The organism is Paenibacillus sp. BR1-192, assembly GCF_029542445.1.
Classification (GTDB): domain Bacteria; phylum Bacillota; class Bacilli; order Paenibacillales; family Paenibacillaceae; genus Paenibacillus_AQ; species Paenibacillus_AQ lautus_A.
In genome coordinates, this window is the sequence record NZ_CP120718.1 from 1,772,098 (window position 1) to 1,791,870 (window position 19,773).

At 55.8% G+C, this 19,773-nt stretch carries 12 protein-coding genes and 1 pseudogene; 5 read left to right on the top strand and 8 right to left on the bottom strand.

Annotated elements, in window-relative coordinates:
* Positions 1-74: 74 nt before the first annotated feature.
* The 4 genes and pseudogenes from P0X86_RS07505 (at position 75) to mmsB (ending at position 11,112) form a co-directional block, all read left to right on the top strand.
* Positions 75-6,917: an invasin domain 3-containing protein gene (locus P0X86_RS07505; protein ID WP_277748235.1), complete on the top strand. Its 6,843-nt coding sequence runs from the start codon at positions 75-77 to the stop codon at positions 6,915-6,917.
* 365 nt (positions 6,918-7,282) lie between these two features.
* Positions 7,283-8,368 (top strand): multiple monosaccharide ABC transporter substrate-binding protein, encoded by a 1,086-nt coding sequence (gene chvE, locus P0X86_RS07510; protein WP_192569407.1) that lies wholly within the window; start codon positions 7,283-7,285, stop codon positions 8,366-8,368.
* 43 nt (positions 8,369-8,411) lie between these two features.
* A pseudogene (gene mmsA / locus P0X86_RS07515) lies at positions 8,412-9,943 on the top strand (multiple monosaccharide ABC transporter ATP-binding protein).
* A 2-nt stretch (positions 9,944-9,945) separates the two neighbouring features.
* The gene (mmsB, locus tag P0X86_RS07520) at positions 9,946-11,112 is read left to right on the top strand and encodes a multiple monosaccharide ABC transporter permease (RefSeq protein ID WP_009591707.1); all 1,167 of its coding nucleotides are present in this window, start codon (positions 9,946-9,948) and stop codon (positions 11,110-11,112) included.
* A gap of 85 nt (positions 11,113-11,197) precedes the next feature.
* On the opposite strand, the gene P0X86_RS07525 is transcribed toward mmsB, so the two are convergent.
* The 4 genes from P0X86_RS07525 to P0X86_RS07540 all read right to left on the bottom strand — a co-directional run bounded on the left by P0X86_RS07525 (position 11,198) and on the right by P0X86_RS07540 (position 14,041).
* Complete coding sequence (locus tag P0X86_RS07525) at positions 11,198-11,926, bottom strand: Tat pathway signal protein (RefSeq protein ID WP_213580498.1); 729 nt, start codon at positions 11,924-11,926, stop codon at positions 11,198-11,200.
* Positions 11,923-12,801 (bottom strand): ATP-binding cassette domain-containing protein, encoded by an 879-nt coding sequence (locus P0X86_RS07530; RefSeq protein ID WP_192569404.1) that lies wholly within the window; start codon positions 12,799-12,801, stop codon positions 11,923-11,925. Before P0X86_RS07530 ends, P0X86_RS07525 begins: the two co-directional genes overlap by 4 nt.
* Entirely contained in the window at positions 12,791-13,177 is a 387-nt protein-coding gene (locus P0X86_RS07535) for a GntR family transcriptional regulator (protein WP_277748236.1), read from the bottom strand. The genes P0X86_RS07530 and P0X86_RS07535 overlap by 11 nt, the downstream gene beginning before the upstream one ends.
* 270 nt (positions 13,178-13,447) lie before the next feature.
* Positions 13,448-14,041: a M15 family metallopeptidase gene (locus P0X86_RS07540; RefSeq protein WP_277748237.1), complete on the bottom strand. Its 594-nt coding sequence runs from the start codon at positions 14,039-14,041 to the stop codon at positions 13,448-13,450.
* A gap of 174 nt (positions 14,042-14,215) precedes the next feature.
* On the opposite strand from P0X86_RS07540, the gene P0X86_RS07545 reads away from it, so the two are divergent.
* Positions 14,216-14,743 carry a hypothetical protein gene (locus P0X86_RS07545; RefSeq protein WP_277748238.1) on the top strand — a complete coding sequence of 176 codons (528 nt, stop codon included), beginning with the start codon at positions 14,216-14,218 and terminating at the stop codon, positions 14,741-14,743.
* Between the two features lie 156 nt (positions 14,744-14,899).
* Here P0X86_RS07545 and P0X86_RS07550 read toward each other — a convergent pair whose 3' ends face one another.
* From P0X86_RS07550 to P0X86_RS07565, 4 genes are all read right to left on the bottom strand, one after another.
* Positions 14,900-15,994, bottom strand: a complete 1,095-nt coding sequence (locus P0X86_RS07550) for an ArsR/SmtB family transcription factor (protein WP_277748239.1) — start codon at positions 15,992-15,994, stop codon at positions 14,900-14,902.
* Between the two features lie 12 nt (positions 15,995-16,006).
* Positions 16,007-17,272, bottom strand: coding sequence for an MFS transporter (locus P0X86_RS07555; protein ID WP_277748240.1), 1,266 nt, complete (start codon positions 17,270-17,272; stop codon positions 16,007-16,009).
* A 167-nt stretch (positions 17,273-17,439) separates the two neighbouring features.
* Positions 17,440-18,621, bottom strand: a complete 1,182-nt coding sequence (locus P0X86_RS07560) for a MalY/PatB family protein (RefSeq protein WP_277748241.1) — start codon at positions 18,619-18,621, stop codon at positions 17,440-17,442.
* A 33-nt stretch (positions 18,622-18,654) separates the two neighbouring features.
* Positions 18,655-19,578 (bottom strand): AEC family transporter, encoded by a 924-nt coding sequence (locus tag P0X86_RS07565; protein ID WP_015733908.1) that lies wholly within the window; start codon positions 19,576-19,578, stop codon positions 18,655-18,657.
* Positions 19,579-19,773: the final 195 nt, after the last annotated feature.

A 19,773-nucleotide genomic window follows, 5' to 3' on the forward strand; every position in this document is an offset into this window, starting at 1 on the left:
ATCATGGACAACATGCACCAGAGTCTCTATTCCTTGCTATTTACTTACTATTTATTTCAAGAAGGGGGATTCCATTGCGCAGATTGAAAAAAATCGCGATGCTTCTGCTCGCATTCCTGATGATCATGCCGAATCTGCCGCAGCCGGCGCATGCCGCATCCGCGGCCCCCGCCGGCATCAAAGGAATCGGAGCGGGATACCTTCATTCCTTGCTGATTGCCGGAGACGGCACGGTTTGGACGATGGGGGACAACAGTGCGGGAGCACTGGGCAACGGCACAACGGATAATGCATTCCGACCCGTACCGGTGACCAAATTCGACGGTACGCCGCTGGGAAACGCGAAGTTCGTGACGGGCGGAGGCTATTTCTCGGTCGCGCTGCTGAATGACGGCACCGTATGGGCCTGGGGCAGGGGAATCTATGGGAAGCTGGGTAACGGTGCATCGGATAATCAGCATCGTGCCGTACAGGTAACGGAGTCCGGCGGCGGGCCGCTAACGAATGTACGCAGCATCGCCGCGGCTTTCGACCATGTCCTGGCCATCAAGGAAGACGGATCGGCCTGGGGATGGGGATCCAATTCGAGCGGCACGCTTACCGATTATTATGACATCAGCAATCCCCGGGCCGTACGCATCAAGGCGTCAAGCGGATCTTATCTCAACGACGTGAAGGCCATAGGGGCGGGCGATTACCATTCCGTTGCGCTGCTGAACGACGGAACGGTATGGGCCTGGGGCTACGGAGGCTTCGGAGCGTTAGGCAACGGATCAACGGCCGACTCCGACTATCCGGTACAGGTGATCGATTCTGCCGGACAGCCTTTAACCGGCATTGCCGATATCCAAGGCAATCGATTGGGCGGCATGGCTCTGAAGGGAGACGGAACCGTCTGGGCTTGGGGATACAATGAGAATTTTAACCTGGGCAACCCGGGACTGACCTCTTCCAACACGGCGATTCAGGTTCAGCAGGCAGGTTCCTTGCCGCTTACGAATGTAGTCCGGATATCCGGCGGCGGCCGCTTGAGCATGGCTCTGAAAAGCGACGGAACCCTGTGGTGGTGGGGCATGCAGAACCGGAACCTCCAAGTCGCGACAAAGCTGCTCGGCGACGCAGATCTATTCGCTGCCGGCGACAATCATGCCCTTGCGATTAAAGCGGACGGTACCGTATGGGGCGCAGGCTGGACCAGCAGGGGAGAACTGGGCATATCGGATGCCAGCCCTTTGGTATATTACACGTCTGCGCTGCAAGTATATCCGGCCCGGACGCAAATCAGCGCCAGTCCCGCTTCCATCGACGCGGACGGGACCAGCAAGACGACGGTCACCGTAACGCTCAAGGAAGGAAGCAACTATAACATCGGCAGGAGCGAAGGGACCGTTCAGCTTAACACGACAGCGGGCACGCTCGGTCCGGTCACCGATCACGGGGACGGGACGTATACGGCTGAACTGACGTCGTCCAAGACGACCGGAACCGCAACGATTACGGGCATCATTAACGGTTATCCCATGAGCGCAAGCGGCACGGTGATGTTCAATCCGCTTGGCGCTTCGGCCGTCACTTCAACGGTCACCGCGAGCCCGGCATCGATTCCGGCGGACGGCAGCAGTATCTCCACCGTGACGGTGCAGCTGAAGGATAGCAACGGAAATCCGTTGACGACGAGCGGCGGTGCCGTGCAAATGAAGACGACCGCCGGTACGCTGTCCGGCGTGACGGACCGGAAGAACGGGACGTACACGGCACAGCTGAAAGCGCCCGTTTCCGTCGGTACGGCAACCGTAACGGCGGAGCTGGGCGGAACGCCGATCGCGCAGAAGGCAGCGGTCACGTTCGTCCCGGGAGCCGCATCGGCTTCGGCATCCACGATCAGCCTGGGGCAGAACACGCTCACGGCCGGAAGCGGAAGCACGGCGGTGACCGTCCGCTTAAAGGATGCGCACGGCAATCCGCTGGTGTCGGGAGGCGACACGGTAACGATCCAGTCCTCGCACGGCACGGCCGGGAGGGTAACCGACCATGGGGACGGGACCTATACGGCTGTGCTGACGGCAGGCACGGCCGCCGGCAGCGGGACCGTCAGTGCCGCGGTGAACGGGGCGGCGATGCAGCAGAAGGCTGCGATTCAGATTCTTCCCGCGGGAGCGTCCACGCAAACCTCGGAGCTGTCAGCTGCTCCCGTCTCGATCGTTGCCGACGGCAGCAGTAAAACGATGCTGACGGTACGGCTCCGGGATGCCTACGGCAACGCGTTGACGGCTTCAGCAGGTACCGTGTCCATGAGCACAAGCGGCGGCACCATCGGGGCCGTGTCCGACAAAGGCAACGGCACCTATACCGCGACGCTGACCTCGGCCTCTATGACCGGAACCGCTGAAGTATCGGCCAGTTTGAACGGTTCTATGATCAAACAAACGGCCGTGGTCTCGTTCGTCCCGGGGGCCGCCTCCGCGGACAAGTCCAGCCTTGACTCTGCTTCAGGCAGTCTCCAGGCCGGATCGGGGACCACGACGTTAACCGTAAAATTGAAGGATGCGCGAGGCAATGATCTCGTGACGGGCGGCGATGCCGTAACGATGCAGGCCAGCCTCGGCTCCATCGGTTCCGTTGCGGATCAAGGCAACGGAACGTATACCGCGACGCTGACGGCGCCGACGGCAACGGGCATGTCGGTCGTATCGGCATCGGTTAATGGCGTGAGGCTTGCGCAAACGACGAACGTAAGCATCGTGCCCGGCCCCGTGTCTCTGTCGGCATCCACGATCAGCGCCGCGAACGCAAGCGTACCGGCTAACGGAACCGGCACGACCAGGGTTACCGTGGAGCTGAAGGATACGCATGGCAATCGTTTGACTGCTTCGGGCGGTACCGTAACCTTGTCGGCTACGGCAGGCAGCCTGAGTGCGGTAACGGATCACGGCGACGGGACGTACAGCGCGACCTGGACGGCGCCCACGACCGCCGGAACCGCAACGGTGTCGGGTTTTGTCAACGGCTCGGCACTTGCCGGCAAGGCAAGCTTGAACTTCGTTGCCGGAGCGGCATCGCCGTCAGCGACGAGCCTGTCGATCGACCCGGCCTCGATTACGGCAGACGGAGTCAGTACGGCCGTCATTACGGTCCAAGCGAAGGATGCCTACGGCAACCCGGTGACGCAAGGAGGCGACGCGGTATCCGTCGAAACAAGCGGAGGCACGCTCTCCGCCGTCACGGACCGCGGTAACGGCACTTATACGGCTACCGTTAAGGCGCCGACGACCGCCGGCAAGGCCGTCGTCCGGGCCGAGCTGAACGGCAAGACCGTCACGCAGACGGCGGACATCGCGTATGTTCCGGGCGCCGCTTCCCCGGCAACATCGCTCCTCACAGCGGGGGCGTCCGCGCTCCCGGCTGACGGGTCAAGCACAACGGCGCTGACCGTGCAGCTGAAGGACGTCTACGGCAACAACCTGACGTCCGGCGCCGACAGGGTGAGCCTGAGCGCGACCGCCGGCTCGATCGGAGCGGTAACGGATCATGGGGACGGCACATACTCGGCCGTGCTTACGGCACCGACGATTGCCGGTCCGGCAACGATCACCGCAACGGTGAACGGTGCGAAGCTATTGCAGACCGCGTCCGCTGATTTTGAGCCCGGAGCGGCTTCGGCGCGCGAATCGCTGCTGACGGCAGCATCCCCGGCGATGCCGGCTGACGGCGCCAGCACAACAACCGTGACGCTGCAGCTGAAGGATGCCTTCGGCAACGAATTGAAGACGGGCGGTGATACGGTCGTGTTAACCACGACGGCCGGAACGTTGGGCAGCGTTCAAGACCATGGCGACGGCACGTATTCAGCCATGCTGACGGCCGGCACGGTTTCCGGTTCAGCCGTCGTATCGGGTGCCGTAAACGGCTTGCCGTTGGAGCACCCCGTATCGGTGGATCTTCTCGCCGGGGCGGCATCCGCGGCCGAATCGATCATCGAGACGGACAGCAAAGCAATCACCGTGGGCGGCAGCACGTCAACGGTTGTCACGTTTCGGCTGAAGGATGCCTTCGGCAATGCGTTGACCGCAGGAGGCGACAAGGTCCTGCTGGAGACGACGGCCGGAACGCTGGGACTGATGACGGATCATCATGACGGTACGTACACGTCCATATTGACGGCCGGCACGGCGGCAGGCGAGGCCGTCGTCACGGGAAGTGTCAACGATGTGCCGCTGGCGCACACGGCGTCGGTGCAGTTCATGCCTGGCCCGGCTTCGGCGGATCAAACGATATTGTCAGCCGACCGGGCAGTCGTCACCGCTGACGGGCTAAGCCGTTCAATCGTGACGGTACAGCTGAAGGACGCTTACGGAAACGAGCTCCGCTCCGATGCCGGATCGCTCCAGCTTAAGCTGGCGTCGACGCTTGGCCTGCTGACGGAGCCGAAGTACGAAGCGGATGGCCGTTACACGGCCGGCGTTGCATCGAATAGGGCCGGAACAGCCGTCATTACCGGAACCTTGGACGGCATTCGGATCGCCTCGGCAGTGACGGTATCCTTCGAGCCGGGCGAGCCTTCGGCGCTTCGCTCGACGGTGGATGCGGACCGGACCGGGCTGACGGCCGACGGCAAGCAATCCGCGCGGATTACGGTGCAGCTGAAGGACGCCGCGGGCAATACGGTTCCGGATGACGGCGGGCCCGCGGACATTCGGATTCATTCCTCGATCGGCACCGTTTCTGCGGCCGTATACGAGGCCGAGGGGCGGTACACGGCATCGCTGGTCTCAACCGAGGCCGGCATTGCCGTCATTACGGCATCCGTGGACGATAGCGAGCTCGCAGACACGGCGGAGGTCGAATTTCTGCCGGGTCCCGCTTCGGCCGCTGCATCGGAGCTGTCCGCCGACAGCGGGGCAATCCCGGCTAACGGCTCTGCTGCCTCGACGATTACCATCTCGGTGAGGGATGCCTTTGGCAACAACACGGGGAGCGGGGCCGATATCCGGCTTGAAACAACGCTTGGCACCGTGACGGAAGCCACGTACCGCGAAAACGGCGTGTATACGGCGGAAGTCCGTTCAACCGAGCCGGGAGTGGCCGACATTCGCGCCTGGATCGGCGGCGAGCCGATTCGGGATGGCGTGCAGGTGACCTTTGCCGACGGCATATGGTTTACGCCGCCCTCGTACCGACTTCAAATCGGCGAATCGGTGCGCACGGTCGTCGAGGTGACTTACGGGGATGCTACCTCGGACGTAACCGCAGATGCCCGCTTTCAATATGATGATGGGCTGATCCGGGTGGCACGGGCCGAGGACGGTTCCTGGTATGTCACAGGTCTTCGTACCGGGCGTACCGTCATGCAGGCCGTTTATGAGGCTGATGCCGGAAGGCTGACAGCCGCCGCCCCCGTCACGGTTTACGCCGTGCCGACCGGATTGACCCTGGATGCTTCCCGGTATGAAGTGAGGGAGGGCGAATATCGCCAGATCCGGGTAACTGCACATTACTCGGACGGCACGTCCTCCGATGTGACCGCGGAAGCCGCATACCGTCTTGCAGACAGAGGCTATGCATCCCTGAATGCAGCGGGCCGGCTGCACGGCATCCGGTCAGGGAAATCGTCCATGACCGTGACCTACGAAGGTTTAAGCACCACGGCCGAGGTTGCCGTTTTGCCGCCGGCTCACTCAGGCGGTGATCCTGGTTCCGGCGGAAGCCCGGGCAACGCCGTCGGCCTGCCGGGCAATGCCGGCGGGGTGAAACCGCCCGGAGGGGAAGATCGCGGTCTCACCGTCGATCTGGTGCTCGACGGGGAATCCGGCCGGACGATCACGCTCGAGCACGAACAGCTGAGTTCAGGCCGCATCGTGATTGAAACGAGGGGCGGAACGAAGGAATGGTCGCTGCTCATGAAGCCTGCCGTCGTGGAGCGGCTGCAGGAGTTTGTCAGCGGCGCGGTGTTGGAGTGGCGCACGCCGCAGGGCGTATTAGTTTTCTCACTGGCTGAACTTGGCGAGCTGCCATCGGATTTATCTGCGGCTTTTATCGGGCTCACGATCAGAACGGCCGATGACGAGACGGAGACGAGACTCGTGGAGCTCTCGCGAAAAACGGGAGCGAGTATGCGGCTTAAGCCGTTCTCCGTGTCGCTGAACGCGTGGAAGCCGGACGGAACGGCGCAGCCGCTGGCAGATGGCCGATTATCCGCAACCTTCGCGCCTTCAGAGCGAATGCTGGCCGACGGCCGGTATTTGACGGCAGCTTATCTCGATGAAGCCGCCGGACAATGGAAACACGTTCCGGCCCGTTTCGCTTCGGCCGAGAATGCCCTTCTCACTTTGAAGGCATCGGGAACCTATACCGTTCTGGAGAGCCGCCGCGCATTCACCGACATGAGCGGGCATTGGGCTAAAGCCGACGCCGAACTGCTCGCGAACAAACTCATCGTGCAGGGGACGGAGGGCGGCCGTTTTGAGCCGGGCCGCTCCATCACGCGGGCGGAGCTTGCCGCCATGCTGGTCAGGATGCTGGGGATCCATCCGAGCGGAGCGGCCGCGGTTCCTGCTTCGTTCAACGACGTGGCGGGCCGATGGTTTGCAGCCGACGTTCAAGCCGCCTATAAGGCGGAATTGATCCAAGGGTATGCGGACGGCAGCTTCCGTCCGGATGCGGCCGTGACCCGTCAGGAAATGATCGTCATGATCGCAAGGGCGATGGAAGCGACGGGACTTGGCAAGGAGGCCGAGGGAGCGCCGCTGCAATATGCCGACGATGTCAAGCTTGCAGCATGGGCTCGCGGGGCAGTCGACCGGCTTTCGCAGGCAGGACTGTTGACGGGCGACCAAGCGAACAGGCTGGCGCCGGAGCGGGCGGCAACGCGCGCGGAAACGGCGGCCATCCTGGCAAGAATGCTGCAATCGGGCATGTGATCGCAGTATGGTCGGCGGGCGTTAGTGCCCGCCGGCCTTTTTTATTTCCGCACGGAAAGAGAACATCTGGTTGCGGGCGGGCGGATATACGCTGCAGCATGGAGAGAGCCTCCGGTTCGTTGGCAAACAACAAACCGGGGGCTCTTTTTGACGACGATAAAGTCATTCGGGCCGGTTCCCATGGAGCATATTGTGCACATCTCGCAAGAATGCCGAACAACAAAAGTATGAAAATTATAAAAAAGGTTGTTTTCGTGGAAAGACCCCTCCACCCGAACGGAGGTATCCTTTTTAGTACAGAGAGGCTTTTCGAACCTTCGGTTGTAAGCGCTCTCGATTTCATTTTTCGGAAAGGGGAACTACCGATGAAGAGAGGATTGCCAGGATTGCTGATCGCGGTGCTGCTCTTGGCCCTGACGGCCTGCAACCTCGCCGAAAGCCAAACCGGCGATGCAAAGAAGGGTTACGTCGGCCTTGCGATGCCCACCAAATCATCCGAACGCTGGGTGGCTGACGGGAAGAACATGGAGCGGCTGTTTCAGGAAAAAGGGTATAAAACCGACCTTCAATTCGCCGAGGACGTGATTGAAAACCAGATTTCCCAAATCGAGAACATGATTACGAAAGGGGTCGACGTGATCGTCATCGCTTCGATCGACGGCAATACGCTGACCGACGTGATCAAGAAGGCCCATGATCAGGGAATCAAGGTCATCGCCTACGACCGGTTGATCCGCAACACCGAGCATTTGAGTTATTATGCCACCTTCGACAATTTCCAGGTCGGCGTTCAGCAGGCCTCCTATATTGAAGAGAAGCTTGGCCTGAAGGAAGGGAAGGGGCCGTTCAATATCGAGCTGTTCGGCGGATCGCCGGACGATAACAATGCTTACTTCTTCTATGACGGGGCGATGTCCGTGCTCAAGCCTTACATGGATTCGGGCAAGCTTGTCGTTCGGAGCAAACAGACCACGATGGCCCAGATTGCAACTCTGCGCTGGGACGGCGCCCTGGCGCAGTCGCGGATGGATAACCTGATCAGCGCCAACTATTCCAGCGAGAATCTGGACGCGGTGCTGTCGCCCTACGACGGGATCAGCATCGGCATCATCTCCTCGCTCAAGGGCGTAGGCTACGGGACGGCCGGCAAGCCTCTGCCAATCATCACGGGTCAGGATGCGGAGCTTGCTTCCATTAAGTCGATCGTGGCCGGTGAGCAAACCCAGACGGTGTTCAAGGACACGCGCCAGCTCGCCGAGCAGGCGGTGAAGATGGCGGAGAGCGTGCTGAAGGGAGAAGAGGCCGAGGTGAACGATACGGAATCGTACGACAACGGCATCAAAGTCGTGCCTGCCTATTTGCTTCCCCCTGTATCCGTTGATGCTTCCAACGTGGAGAAAGAGGTTGTGGAGACGGGCTACTATTCCAAGGAAGAAATCGGATTGAAATAGTCTTTAGTCAAGCGAACACGAAAGGATAGGAAGGTGAAGCCAGATGTCAGAGTACATTCTTGAAATGCGGAACATTACGAAAGCGTTTCCCGGGGTAAAGGCGCTGGACCAGGTGAATCTGAAGGTTCGCGAAGGCGAGATCCACTCCCTATGCGGGGAGAACGGAGCAGGCAAATCCACGCTGATGAAAGTGCTGAGCGGCGTGTATCCTTACGGCAGCTATGAGGGAGATATTCTGTTCAAAGGCAGCGTCTGTGAATTTAAAAACATCAAGCAAAGCGAAGACCTGGGCATCGTCATCATCCATCAGGAGCTTGCGCTGATTCCTTATTTGTCGATTGCCGAGAACATCTACTTGGGGAACGAGCGCGCCGAGAAGGGCATCATGAACTGGAATGAGACGATGACGGGGGCCAAAGAGCTGCTGGATAAGGTGGGGCTCAGCGAGAACCCGAATACGCAGGTGGGCAGCATCGGCGTCGGCAAGCAGCAGTTGGTCGAAATTGCGAAGGCTTTATCCAAGAAGGTGAAGCTGCTTATTCTGGACGAGCCGACGGCGGCGCTCAACGAGGACGACAGCGAGAATTTGCTTGCGCTGATGCTGGAATTCAAGAAGCAGGGGATTTCCTGCATCCTGATCTCCCATAAATTGAACGAGGTGTCGAAGGTATCGGATTCCATTACGATCCTGCGCGACGGCCAGACCATTGAAACGCTGGATATGAGAGGCGGCGAGGTGAACGAGGACCGGATCATCCGCGGCATGGTCGGGCGGGATTTGACGAACCGCTATCCGGAGCGGAGCCCGAAGATCGGGGAGGTCATCCTGGAGGTTAAGGATTGGACGGTATATCACGAGCTGCAAGCAGGCCGAAAAGTGATTGACAACGTGAGCATGAATATCCGCCGGGGGAGGTCGTGGGCATTGCCGGGCTGATGGGATCCGGCCGGACCGAGCTTGCGATGAGTATTTTCGGCAGGGCTTACGGCCGGAACATCACGGGTACGCTTCGGAAAGACGGCAAGGAAATCCGGAATCAATCCATCAACGAGGCGATTGAAAACGGCTTTGCTTACGTGACCGAGGACCGGAAGGAATACGGGCTGATCCTCATGGACGATATCAAACGCAACATCTCGCTGACCGGACTGTCCAAGCTGGCAAAGAACATGGTCATTGATGATCGGGAAGAAATCCTCGTGGCGGAAGACATGCGGAAGAAGCTCAAGATCAAAACGCCGAACATTCTCCAGAAGACGGGGAACCTCAGCGGGGGGAATCAACAGAAGGTTGTGCTGAGTAAATGGATCTATGCCGAGCCCGACATCCTGATTCTGGATGAGCCGACGCGGGGGATTGACGTCGGGGCCAAATACGAAATCTACGCGATCATCAACCAGCTGGCGGATGAGGGGAAGGCGGTGCTTGTCATTTCCTCGGAGCTGCCTGAAATTTTAGGGATCTGCGACCGGATTTATGTCATGAGCGCGGGACGGATGACCGGAGAAGTTGGCAGAGAGCAGGCTTCGCAGGAAACCTTGATGAGATACATGACCAAGAATGGAGGGGCTTAAGCATGGAGACGCTCAAAAAAATGTTTAAAAACAACATCCGCCAATACGGGATGATCATCGCCCTTGTTGTCATTATGATTTTTTTCCAAATCATCACGGGAGGGCTGCTGCTGGAGCCGATCAACATCACGAACCTGATTCTCCAGAACAGCTATATTCTCGTACTGGCCATCGGCATGGTGCTTGTCATCATTACGGGTCATATTGATTTGTCGGTCGGTTCGGTAGCCGCCTTCGTCGGCGCCGTTGCTGCGATCATGATGGTCGATATGCAGCTGCATCCGGTCATTGCCGTCATCGTATCCTTGATCGTCGGCGGTCTGATCGGAGCATGGCAGGGATTCTGGGTGGCTTACGTGAGGATACCGGCCTTTATCGTAACCCTGGCCGGTATGCTCCTGTTCCGCGGCCTGACGATGATTGTGCTGGAGGGCCAATCCATTGCGCCGTTTCCGGGCGGCTTCCAGAAGCTAAGCTCCGGCTTCATTCCGGACTTCGGCAACACCGGCACCAACCTGATCGCGATTCTGGCTGGCATCATCTTTACGGTTATTTTCCTGATCAATGAGCTGCGGGAACGAAAGGCCCACAAAAAATACAACTTCGACGTTCTGCCAAGCGGCTTGTTCCTCCTGAAGCTGGTGCTCATTGCGGCCGTGATCAATGCCTTTACGTTCATGCTGGCTAGTTACGCCGGCCTGCCGAACATTCTGATTCTGCTGCTGGTGCTCATTATCATCTATTCCTTCGTGATGAACAAAACCGTGATGGGCCGTCATATTTATGCGCTTGGCGGCAACGAAAAAGCGGCGGCGCTGTCCGGCGTGAAAACCAAGAAGGTCACGTTCTGGGTATTCGTCAATATGGGCGTCATGGCCGCCATCTCCGGTTTGATTTTTGCCGCCCGCTTGAACGCGGCGACGCCGAGAGCCGGTACGAACTTCGAGCTGGATGCCATCGCGGCGAGCTTCATCGGCGGCGCTTCGGCCACCGGCGGGATCGGGACGGTCTTCGGCGCGATCATTGGGGGGCTCGTCATGGGCGTCCTCAATAACGGGATGTCGCTCGTAGGTCTCGGCATCGACTGGCAGCAAGGCATTAAGGGCCTGGTTCTCCTCGCGGCGGTAGCCTTCGACATTTATAATAAGAAGAAGAGCAGTGCCGCTTAATCTATACGGTGGCGTTATATCATAAAATGGCTGATTCCGGGGTAGAAGGTGCTACCCTGGATCAGCCATTTATTTTGCGTATTGGTTACATTTTGATCGTAACTCTTCGGGTGATCAGCCGAATCAGAATCATTGCAATCAGGATGACGGCCAGGGAGCCTGCGAGCGAAACCGGCAGCGTGACGGAAAAGTCTGTCGTGACCGGCAACCACTGTTCCCATATGGAAGCCAGCTCGAACTGCCACAATGCATCCATGAAGCCGATCAACACGAGGGCAACGGCGATCCATCCCAAGCCGCGAATCCAGCCAAACCGGTAAAATCCGGATCCAATCATCCACCCCATCAAATAATAGATGAAGATTTGGATACCGTAGGAAACGAGCGTCAGCAGCCAGCTGTTGTCGAACTCCTGCAGCAGTCGGGTGCTTCCCGCATCTTGTGATGCAAACAGCGAGACAATCCACTGGATCAGTGCCGCGGCAACCGGAAATGCCAGGGACAGATAGACGGCCGCTAAAGCGGAACCACCAAAGAAATCCCGGCGCGTAATGCCGTGTCTTACATAATAGCTCAGAAAACCGTAAGCTGAAATGATGCCGATGACAAGCATAAATCCTTTGGTGGAGCGGTAAGCGATGGAGAAGAAGTCCTCATCTGATATTCCTTCCCGAACATTGATGCCAATGCTGCTGCCGATGCCGGCTCCAATATAGATCAGCAGCACAATCGTTAGAAAACCCAAAGCCCAGCTGCCTTGTTGAATAAACATTTCCGTCGATACTTTGCTTACGGGCGATGACGTCTTTTTCATGCGGAATACTCCTCCCCCGTCAGATGGATAAACAAGTCCTGGAGCGAGATCGGCCCGATCTCAAGTCCTGCCTTCAATGCGGCTGATTGAGATGCCTCGCCCAGATCCCCGTAGACCATGACGGCCTTGGTGGAACCGAGCTGCTGCACGTTGAGCACCTTCATGCCCTGGATGAATTCGTCCACCTTGGCCGCGGGACCCGTAATGGATACACCCCTGGACGTAAGGCTTTCATAATCGTCTTGAAGAATGAACCGGCCTTTGTGGATGATAATGACTTCCTCAAACAAATAATCCATCTCCGATACCAAGTGGGTGGAAAGAATGAACGTACGCGGATGGCGTTCCTGGTCCTTCAGCAGTTCCCGGTAAAAAATTTCGCGCGAAGGCGCATCCATGCCGAGATAAGCTTCATCCAGAATGGTAACCGGCGACCGGCTGGCGAGGCCGATGCATACGTTAAAAGCGGACTGCATGCCTTTGGAGAGCTGCTTGAGCTGTTTATCCAGAGGCAAATTGAATTTGCGGGCAAGCTCCAGGGCATAAGCCGTATCAAAATGGGGCCGGTACCTGGCAACGGATTCAATCGCGGCCTTGACCTTGTCCGTCTCCTCTTTATAGTCGACATCGTAGATGTAGGAAACTTCCCTCATGATTTTGGCATTTTCGAAGGGCTGCTCGCCGCCAATCGTAACCGATCCCGACGATGGTTCGCGAAATGAAGCCAGGATCGACAGGAGCGAGGTTTTGCCTGCGCCGTTGCGACCGAGGAGACCGTAAATTTTGCCGGCCGGGAGGCGGAGAGAAATATCGCGGACGGCTTCGACGCTGCCGTATGTCACCGATACCCGATCTAACTGTACATCAAGATTCATGGGGGTCACGTCCTTTTAACTGGGTTATGATTTGAACAAGCTCATCCGTGGACAAACCGAGTTTGTCCGCTTCCTGTACCATAGGCACCACATAATGTTCCGCAAATGCACTCTTGCGGGTCCGGAGCAGCATTTCCTTGGCCCCCTCAGCAACAAACATGCCGACACCTCGCTTTTTATAGATGAGTCCGGAATCAACCAGCAGGTTGATTCCCTTCAACACCGTAATGTGATTGATTTTGTAAAATTGGGACAGCTGCGTCGTGGAAGGAACCTGTTCACCTTCAAGCAATTGGTCATTGACGATCTGGTCCTCGATCTTTTCCTTGATCTGGATGAACAGGGGCCTATTATCTGGATGCACGGTACCGCTCAATAAGAATCACCACCTTGCCTTCGTTGTCCTGTTAAGGTTATATGCTTATATATATGACTATATAACCAAAACGTGCACGGCATGTCAAGCATTTGGTTGAATATCACACCTCCATCGAGACGCTTTAACAGCGAACAACGTCAAAAAAGGCCGACCAGAAGGATCTGGTCGGCCTTGATTTATTTACCTGATGCGTTAGTCGTATTGGAGTATAACTAAAGTATGCTATGCGAACCTCGATGCTCAATTAAAACAAATAGCAATATCATTTCATTTGGCTTCCGAATACTGGGAAGCGTCCATGGGAGGGAGCTTTCCCCGTTTCAAATCACGGATCGACAATCCAAAATCGATTTGCAGATGCGGATAATCCGGAAAGTTGGCCCAATCTCCGCCCCACTGGAAGCCTAAATCTTTTGCAATCTCCACGACTTCCATCCAGTCGGCCTTGCCGTTTCCGTTCCCGTCGTATTCCATATCCCAGATGACGCTGCCATCCTTCAGCCTCAGCGCAAAATCAATGGCGAGCCCGTAGTTGTGAAGAGATTCCCCGGCCTTGGCATTCGTCACGATGCTGCCCTCGGTGCTGCGGCCCTGATTGTAGATGCGGGTCTGCTCTTCGTGGCTTCGGTAACCGTCCGTTATGACAATCGTGATCCCTTTTTTCTTGGTGAGACGGACGAGCTCATTCTTTTGCTGCAGTACATAAGGGTGGAGCTGGGTGATTTCAGGGGATTCTTTGCTATTAAAATCAAAATCGAGATCGTTGATAAATCCCGGTATGGCGGTTTGCAGCTGCATGTAGAATATGGCGAGCAATAAGGCAACAACAAGGAAAAGCGTCGTTTTTTTGCGTTTGATCATGCGGACTCTTTAATCTACCTACTTTCATATGATGGCTTACTCTATTATATCGGCATCCCGCCCCGCATTCCAGCAGACCGTTAATCACGCCCAGATACCGGAATGAATAGCAATCCATGGTTTATCGCATCCTAGTTCATAAAAAGGACTTGGTCCGGAAATGGGGAATAACGAATGAGCAATATTCAAAACATGTCGATGAGACTCAATCAGCTATCCAGCCAATTGGCTGCTGCAGGACAGAACGGCCGCATGGACGAAGTCGGGATGATCGTGAACGAGCTCGGCGGGATCCACGCCGAGCTTCAGAATGCGCAGGCTGCGGTCACGCCTGAAACTTCTTCCGCCGTGCGCCAGGAGCTGGTGAACTGCAGGATGGTGCTGCATGGGATGATGGGGGCGGCTCAGGATATCCGAACCGCTGCGGCGGAGCAGTACCGACAGGTGCTGGGCGAGAATAAAACGATGTTCGAGCAGCTGGACGAGGCCGCGCAGCAGAGCGACTATGCGCAAGCCTATCAGTATCGCCAGCTGTTCAAACAGATGGATCAAGTCAGCCAGCAGCTGCATCATCTGGATGGCTCGATGCTGGATGCAGGGTACCAAATGGAACGGGCGCAAACGGCCGGCGGCGGCCTGAACGGGGCAGTGGCTATCGAGGAACTGACTTCAAGCACGGACGACAGCGGAACGATGATGTAAGCATGTTTGGAAGGATCGCGGGACCGAAGCGACTAACGGCTGCGGAAGAGAAAGGGTTGCATAAGAAGGGTGAGCCAAAGGAGAGACATTGGCTCACCCTTCTTTTTCCTTATGCGGAGAGGATAAATCCCATACCGGGCATGCAAGGACGACTGCTCATTCCTGCTGCAATAAGCTGGATCGCAGCTGTTCCAGGTAAGTCTCGACAGCCGTCCGATTCATTCGGTAGTAGATTCGGTTTGCCCGCTTTTCCATCATGACGAATCCCTGGTGTATGAGTGCGTTCATATGATGCGAGATGGTAGCCGTGGTTAGATTCAGCCGGTCTGCCAGTTCCGAACCGTATGCCGGCTCACGGTAAATTGACTTCAGAATTGCAAATTTGCTGGCATCGCTCAGCATTTTCAACGTTTTGCATATCTTCTCGTCCGAGATGACCCGGCTGACCGCTTCTTGAAGAGCTTCAAAGAGAATGCCGATATACAGCGTCTCTATTGAATTCTCGCTTTTTTGAGGATGGAGCGTGACCATATTGAAACCCATGATTTGCGGAACGATTCGGATTTCCTCATCGTCCAAGAGATTGATTTGGAATCGGTTATTGATGTACTCCAGCGGTTCGGTTTGAACCACCTGATGGTATCTTGCCGCAAAGCGGTCCAGCAGAGGCTCAAGCAAGGGCAATTGTTCCTCATACAGGGTCACGGCCTGTTCAAGGATGCTCTGCAATTCCTGCATGTATATCTCGAAGTTCTGATATAAGAGATGTAACGTCCATTTTTCCTGAACGTCCAGTTCGAGTCCGTCAATCATGTTGGTCAGATCGGCATCGGTATGAGTCGATTGGCATTCGTGGCTTTCGGCATCCCCCATAAATAATCGGAAGAGAGACTCCGCGTATTTGCGCCGCCGTTCATCCTGCATGACAGGGGACAGCCGAAGAATATTCGCATTCGTACCCGCTGAGCGGAGATATTCATCCAATAGCAGCTTGGCGCAGCACCAGCCCGCTTGTCCCCGGCTTTCGAAGAAAAAAGCCATGCGATCAGGCGCTGCTTCCAGTTGGCCGTAAACCAGCTCTCCTATCTCGATGATGGGGTCGAAGGTTTGCAATAGGTCCGGCGAGTCCAGATTATATTTCATCGTGAGTTCATTCTTCACGGACCGGGTGTCTTCATGATTCGTATACCGATAGAGCAATTCGATGCATTCACGGAGAATATCCGGCCTTGCCAATACCGTTATGTTCATGGGATTACTCCTTTACAGCTGGCGTAATGTGTTTATGAAGAGCATACCAACAAACAATATAATTGTAAAAATACCAGTAGCGACAAATAGCTGTTCAAGGGTTATAAACGTCATCGCGGTGGCGACGATCAGCGAACCGAGCGGAATGGTTGAGCTTGCGATAGCGTTAAAAATGGCACCGGCGCGAGACAAGTAGGATTCCTCAATGTGTTCCATGAAGGCTACCCCGATCACCGTTTCCACGAAGGAAGCAAAAAAACCGAATATCAGCATGGTAGAAGCCAACATGACATAGGTCAGCATGACTTGTCCGGAATAGTGCGATATCCAGAACCATACCAGATAACAGATTCCAATGAACGTCCCGCCAGTGATGAACAGAATGCGTGCAGAGAAATGTTTTCTTAAGTAAGGGAACAAGAAGGCACCGATGCCAAGACCGATCGTTGAGGAAATGCCGGCAACGGACAACCCCTTGGCGGACAGTCCTAACACTCCCGTCGTGTATGGAGCCATCATGGAGTTAATGGGAATCAGGAAGATGCCCATGATGCCGCCTAATATGCAGACGGCGAATACGACTTTTGCCTTTCTTAGATAGATGAATCCCTCGGCCAGCGCATGGAGATAGCCTTTCAAATCCAGCCGAATCGGGCTCCGCTGCCATGTTTCCTTGCTGTTGATGCCCAGAATGAAGAGGGCGGACAGTAAAAAGGTGACGGCGTCGATCAAAATAGCCACCCCAAGGCCGAATAATCCGATGATGGCTGCGGCAGCGCCAAGACCGGCTAACTCCACGATTTTCTTGATGGTTGAATTTAAGGATATGCCATGGGTATATAAGGCTTTATCAAGCACTTGGGGAATGATGGCTAACCCGGCGGGAATGCGAAGGGATTCCAGTGTGGAATTCATGAACGTAAGCACAAGCAGAATCCAGGGCTGAAGCAGATCAAGCATAAGCAGGACGGCAGTGACGCCTACAATCACTCCTCGTCCGATATCCGCAAGGATCATGATGGTTTTCTTGTGAAGTCTTTCAACGATGGCGCCTGCAAAGGGCTGAAACAGGATGGAAGGGAGTGCATTGATGCCGAAAATAACGGCTACCCATGAAGCGGAACCGGTAAGCTGGTATACCATCAAGGAAAAAGCAATCATGTCGATGGAATCGCCGAACCGGTTCACGGCATTGGCCATCATTAACTTCAGATACTCCTTTTGGGATGACAGATCCCGATAACGAATCTCTCGAGCGTTTTCTTGTATCACCATCATCTAACCACCTTTCTAGATAGAAGTAAAACATAACTGTTAGATGATGGTCAATAATAATTTTAGATCATTATCTAATAAAAGAGCCGTTATCGTAAAATACAAAAATAAACGGAGTCAGCCATGGGCTTGACTCCGTTTATCATTTCATTCCGGGATCTTGTATGTTTTTAAGCCTTCCGCCATTCCCCGACAGCTTTGTTCAGGCGGGACAACGCCTCCTGAACGGTGGCGCGCGTGCAGGCCAGGTTCATGCGCATGAAGCCTTCGCCTTCCTTGCCGAAGGCCGCGCCGCTGTTCAATCCGAGCTTCGCCTCTTGAACGAGGAAGCGGTTTAGCTCTTCGTGGGACATGCCCATGCCGCGGAAATCAATCCACAACAGGTAGGTGGCTTCCGGCATAACCACCTTCAGCTCGGGCAGATGTTCCTGTGCATATTGGGCTACCAGCTCCATGTTCCCGCGGATGTAAACCAGAAGCTCATCCAGCCACGGTTCGCCCTCACGGTAAGCAGCCTCGGTGGCGGCCGCACCCATCGGCGTGATGGAGCCGATGGCGTAACGGTTCAATATTTTGCGGAACTTGCTGCGCAGCTGCGCATTCGGGATGATGATGTTCGCCGTGTTCAGGCCGGCGATATTAAACGTCTTGCTAGGAGCGGTACAGATGATGGAACGCTCGGCGGCATCCTCGGACAGCGCGGCGAACGGCGTATGCGCGCCGGGTTCAAACACCAGATCCGCATGGATTTCATCCGATACGACAAGCACGTCGTATTGCTGGCAGAGGGAAGCCAGACGATCCAGCTCCGCTCGGCTCCACACCCGGCCCACCGGGTTGTGCGGACTGCACAGAATGATCATTTTGACATGGCCGGTAGAAAAGCTCTTCTCCAGGTCCTCGAAATCCATCGTGTAATCCCCCTCTTCGCTAAGAAGAAGCGGATTATGCACCAGCTCACGGCCATGGTCCTGAACGACGCTGTAGAACGGCGGATAGACCGGCGTCTGGATGACGACTTGATCGCCCGGCTCGGTGAACGCATCCACGATAAGGCTGAGAGCCGGGACGACGCCCGGACAGAACTGAATCCACTCCTGCTGAATGCTCCAGCTGTGGCGTTTCTTCATCCAATCGCTAATCGCTTCGCGGTAAGAGTCGGACGGGAACGTATAGCCGAACACGCCATGCTCCACCCGTTTATGAAGCGCCTCTACAACGGCGGATGGCGCGGCAAAATCCATGTCGGCCACCCACATCGGAAGCGCGTCCGGCACGCCGAAGACGGTGGGGACATTATCCCATTTCTGACAGTTGGTACAGGTGCGGTCAATCGCAAGATCAAAATTCATATGTAATTCCTCCTAGCTGAGTTGAGTTAGTCTTTAGGCTATGAATTTGGCCAGCGTGATCAGGCCGGTAATCGTAATTACGTTTAGTATGGTCGATATAAGGACAGTTTGTGCAGCAAAATCAGGCTCATTCTGATATTCTTCCGCCAGGATGGACGAATTGACGCCGACGGGCATGCCGGAAGCGATGATGAGCGCTTGCGCCGGAACGCCTTTTAGCCCGAGCAGCAGCACGATCAGAATGCCGATAGCCGGCGCGACCAAAAGTCGCAGCAGGACGCTGAGGTAAACATCGAGCCGGCGCAGGCGCAGCGGATATTTAATGATCTGTGCCCCGAGCGTCAGCAGGGCGATCGCCACCATGGACTGGTCCGCATAGGTCAACGGCTGCGAGATAAAGACCGGAAGCGGCAAGGCCAGGGCATGCAGCACAATGCCGATGACGAGGGCATAGGGGACGGGCATTTTCAGAAATCCGATAATGGCCTGTTTGTATAATCCCTCCGTCTTGGCTCCCTGAATGGAAATAACTCCGTACGTAAACGTAAGGAGGCTTTGAAATGACATGATCAGCGCTTGCACCGAGCCGGCCATCGGATCTCCCTTGAAGGCCAGATCATTGATCGGAAGGCCGTAGTTTCCCGAATTATCCAGCAGGAGGCTGTTGGTAAATGCGGCTCTCATCCCCCGGTTGAACTTGCGCTGTCTGGCAACCAGCATGCTGATCAAGTAGAGAACGCCGATATAAAGCGCATAAAATAACGCCACCATGCCCAGAAGCTGCGGTGACATCTTGGATTCGTACATACTCATAAATACGGCTGCAGGCGTAATGTAGTAAAAGTTGATTTTGGCGAGTGTGTACAAATCGAGCTTAAAGGCATATTGCATAATAATGCCAAAGCCTATCAGGACAAAGATGGGAAGTACCACTTCAAGTAAAATGTCGGCGATCATGCTGTTGTCATCTTCTTTCCATGAGTATAGCTTGGTAATGGTCTGGCTGTGCGTATGACGCCATGTCATTATATCATGACAACGGATGGTTGACACTTGATTCCGCATGGAAAAAAGAACAAAGCACGCGCATCTTGCCGGGTATTTAAGCGAAACGTTCTTGACTTCATCGGAACCTAACCTTGGGGGAAGGGT

Bases quoted from the DNA above. Each gene is read 5' to 3' on its own strand.
- chvE (WP_192569407.1), top strand. From the start codon at position 7,283: ATGAAGAGAGGATTGCCAGGATTGCTGATCGCGGTGCTGCTCTTGGCC.
- mmsB (WP_009591707.1), top strand. From the start codon at position 9,946: ATGGAGACGCTCAAAAAAATGTTTAAAAACAACATCCGCCAATACGGG.
- P0X86_RS07525 (WP_213580498.1), bottom strand. From the start codon at position 11,926: ATGAAAAAGACGTCATCGCCCGTAAGCAAAGTATCGACGGAAATGTTT.
- P0X86_RS07530 (WP_192569404.1), bottom strand. From the start codon at position 12,801: ATGAATCTTGATGTACAGTTAGATCGGGTATCGGTGACATACGGCAGC.
- P0X86_RS07540 (WP_277748237.1), bottom strand. From the start codon at position 14,041: ATGATCAAACGCAAAAAAACGACGCTTTTCCTTGTTGTTGCCTTATTG.
- P0X86_RS07545 (WP_277748238.1), top strand. From the start codon at position 14,216: ATGAGCAATATTCAAAACATGTCGATGAGACTCAATCAGCTATCCAGC.
- P0X86_RS07550 (WP_277748239.1), bottom strand. From the start codon at position 15,994: ATGAACATAACGGTATTGGCAAGGCCGGATATTCTCCGTGAATGCATC.
- P0X86_RS07555 (WP_277748240.1), bottom strand. From the start codon at position 17,272: ATGATGGTGATACAAGAAAACGCTCGAGAGATTCGTTATCGGGATCTG.
- P0X86_RS07560 (WP_277748241.1), bottom strand. From the start codon at position 18,621: ATGAATTTTGATCTTGCGATTGACCGCACCTGTACCAACTGTCAGAAA.
- P0X86_RS07565 (WP_015733908.1), bottom strand. From the start codon at position 19,578: ATGATCGCCGACATTTTACTTGAAGTGGTACTTCCCATCTTTGTCCTG.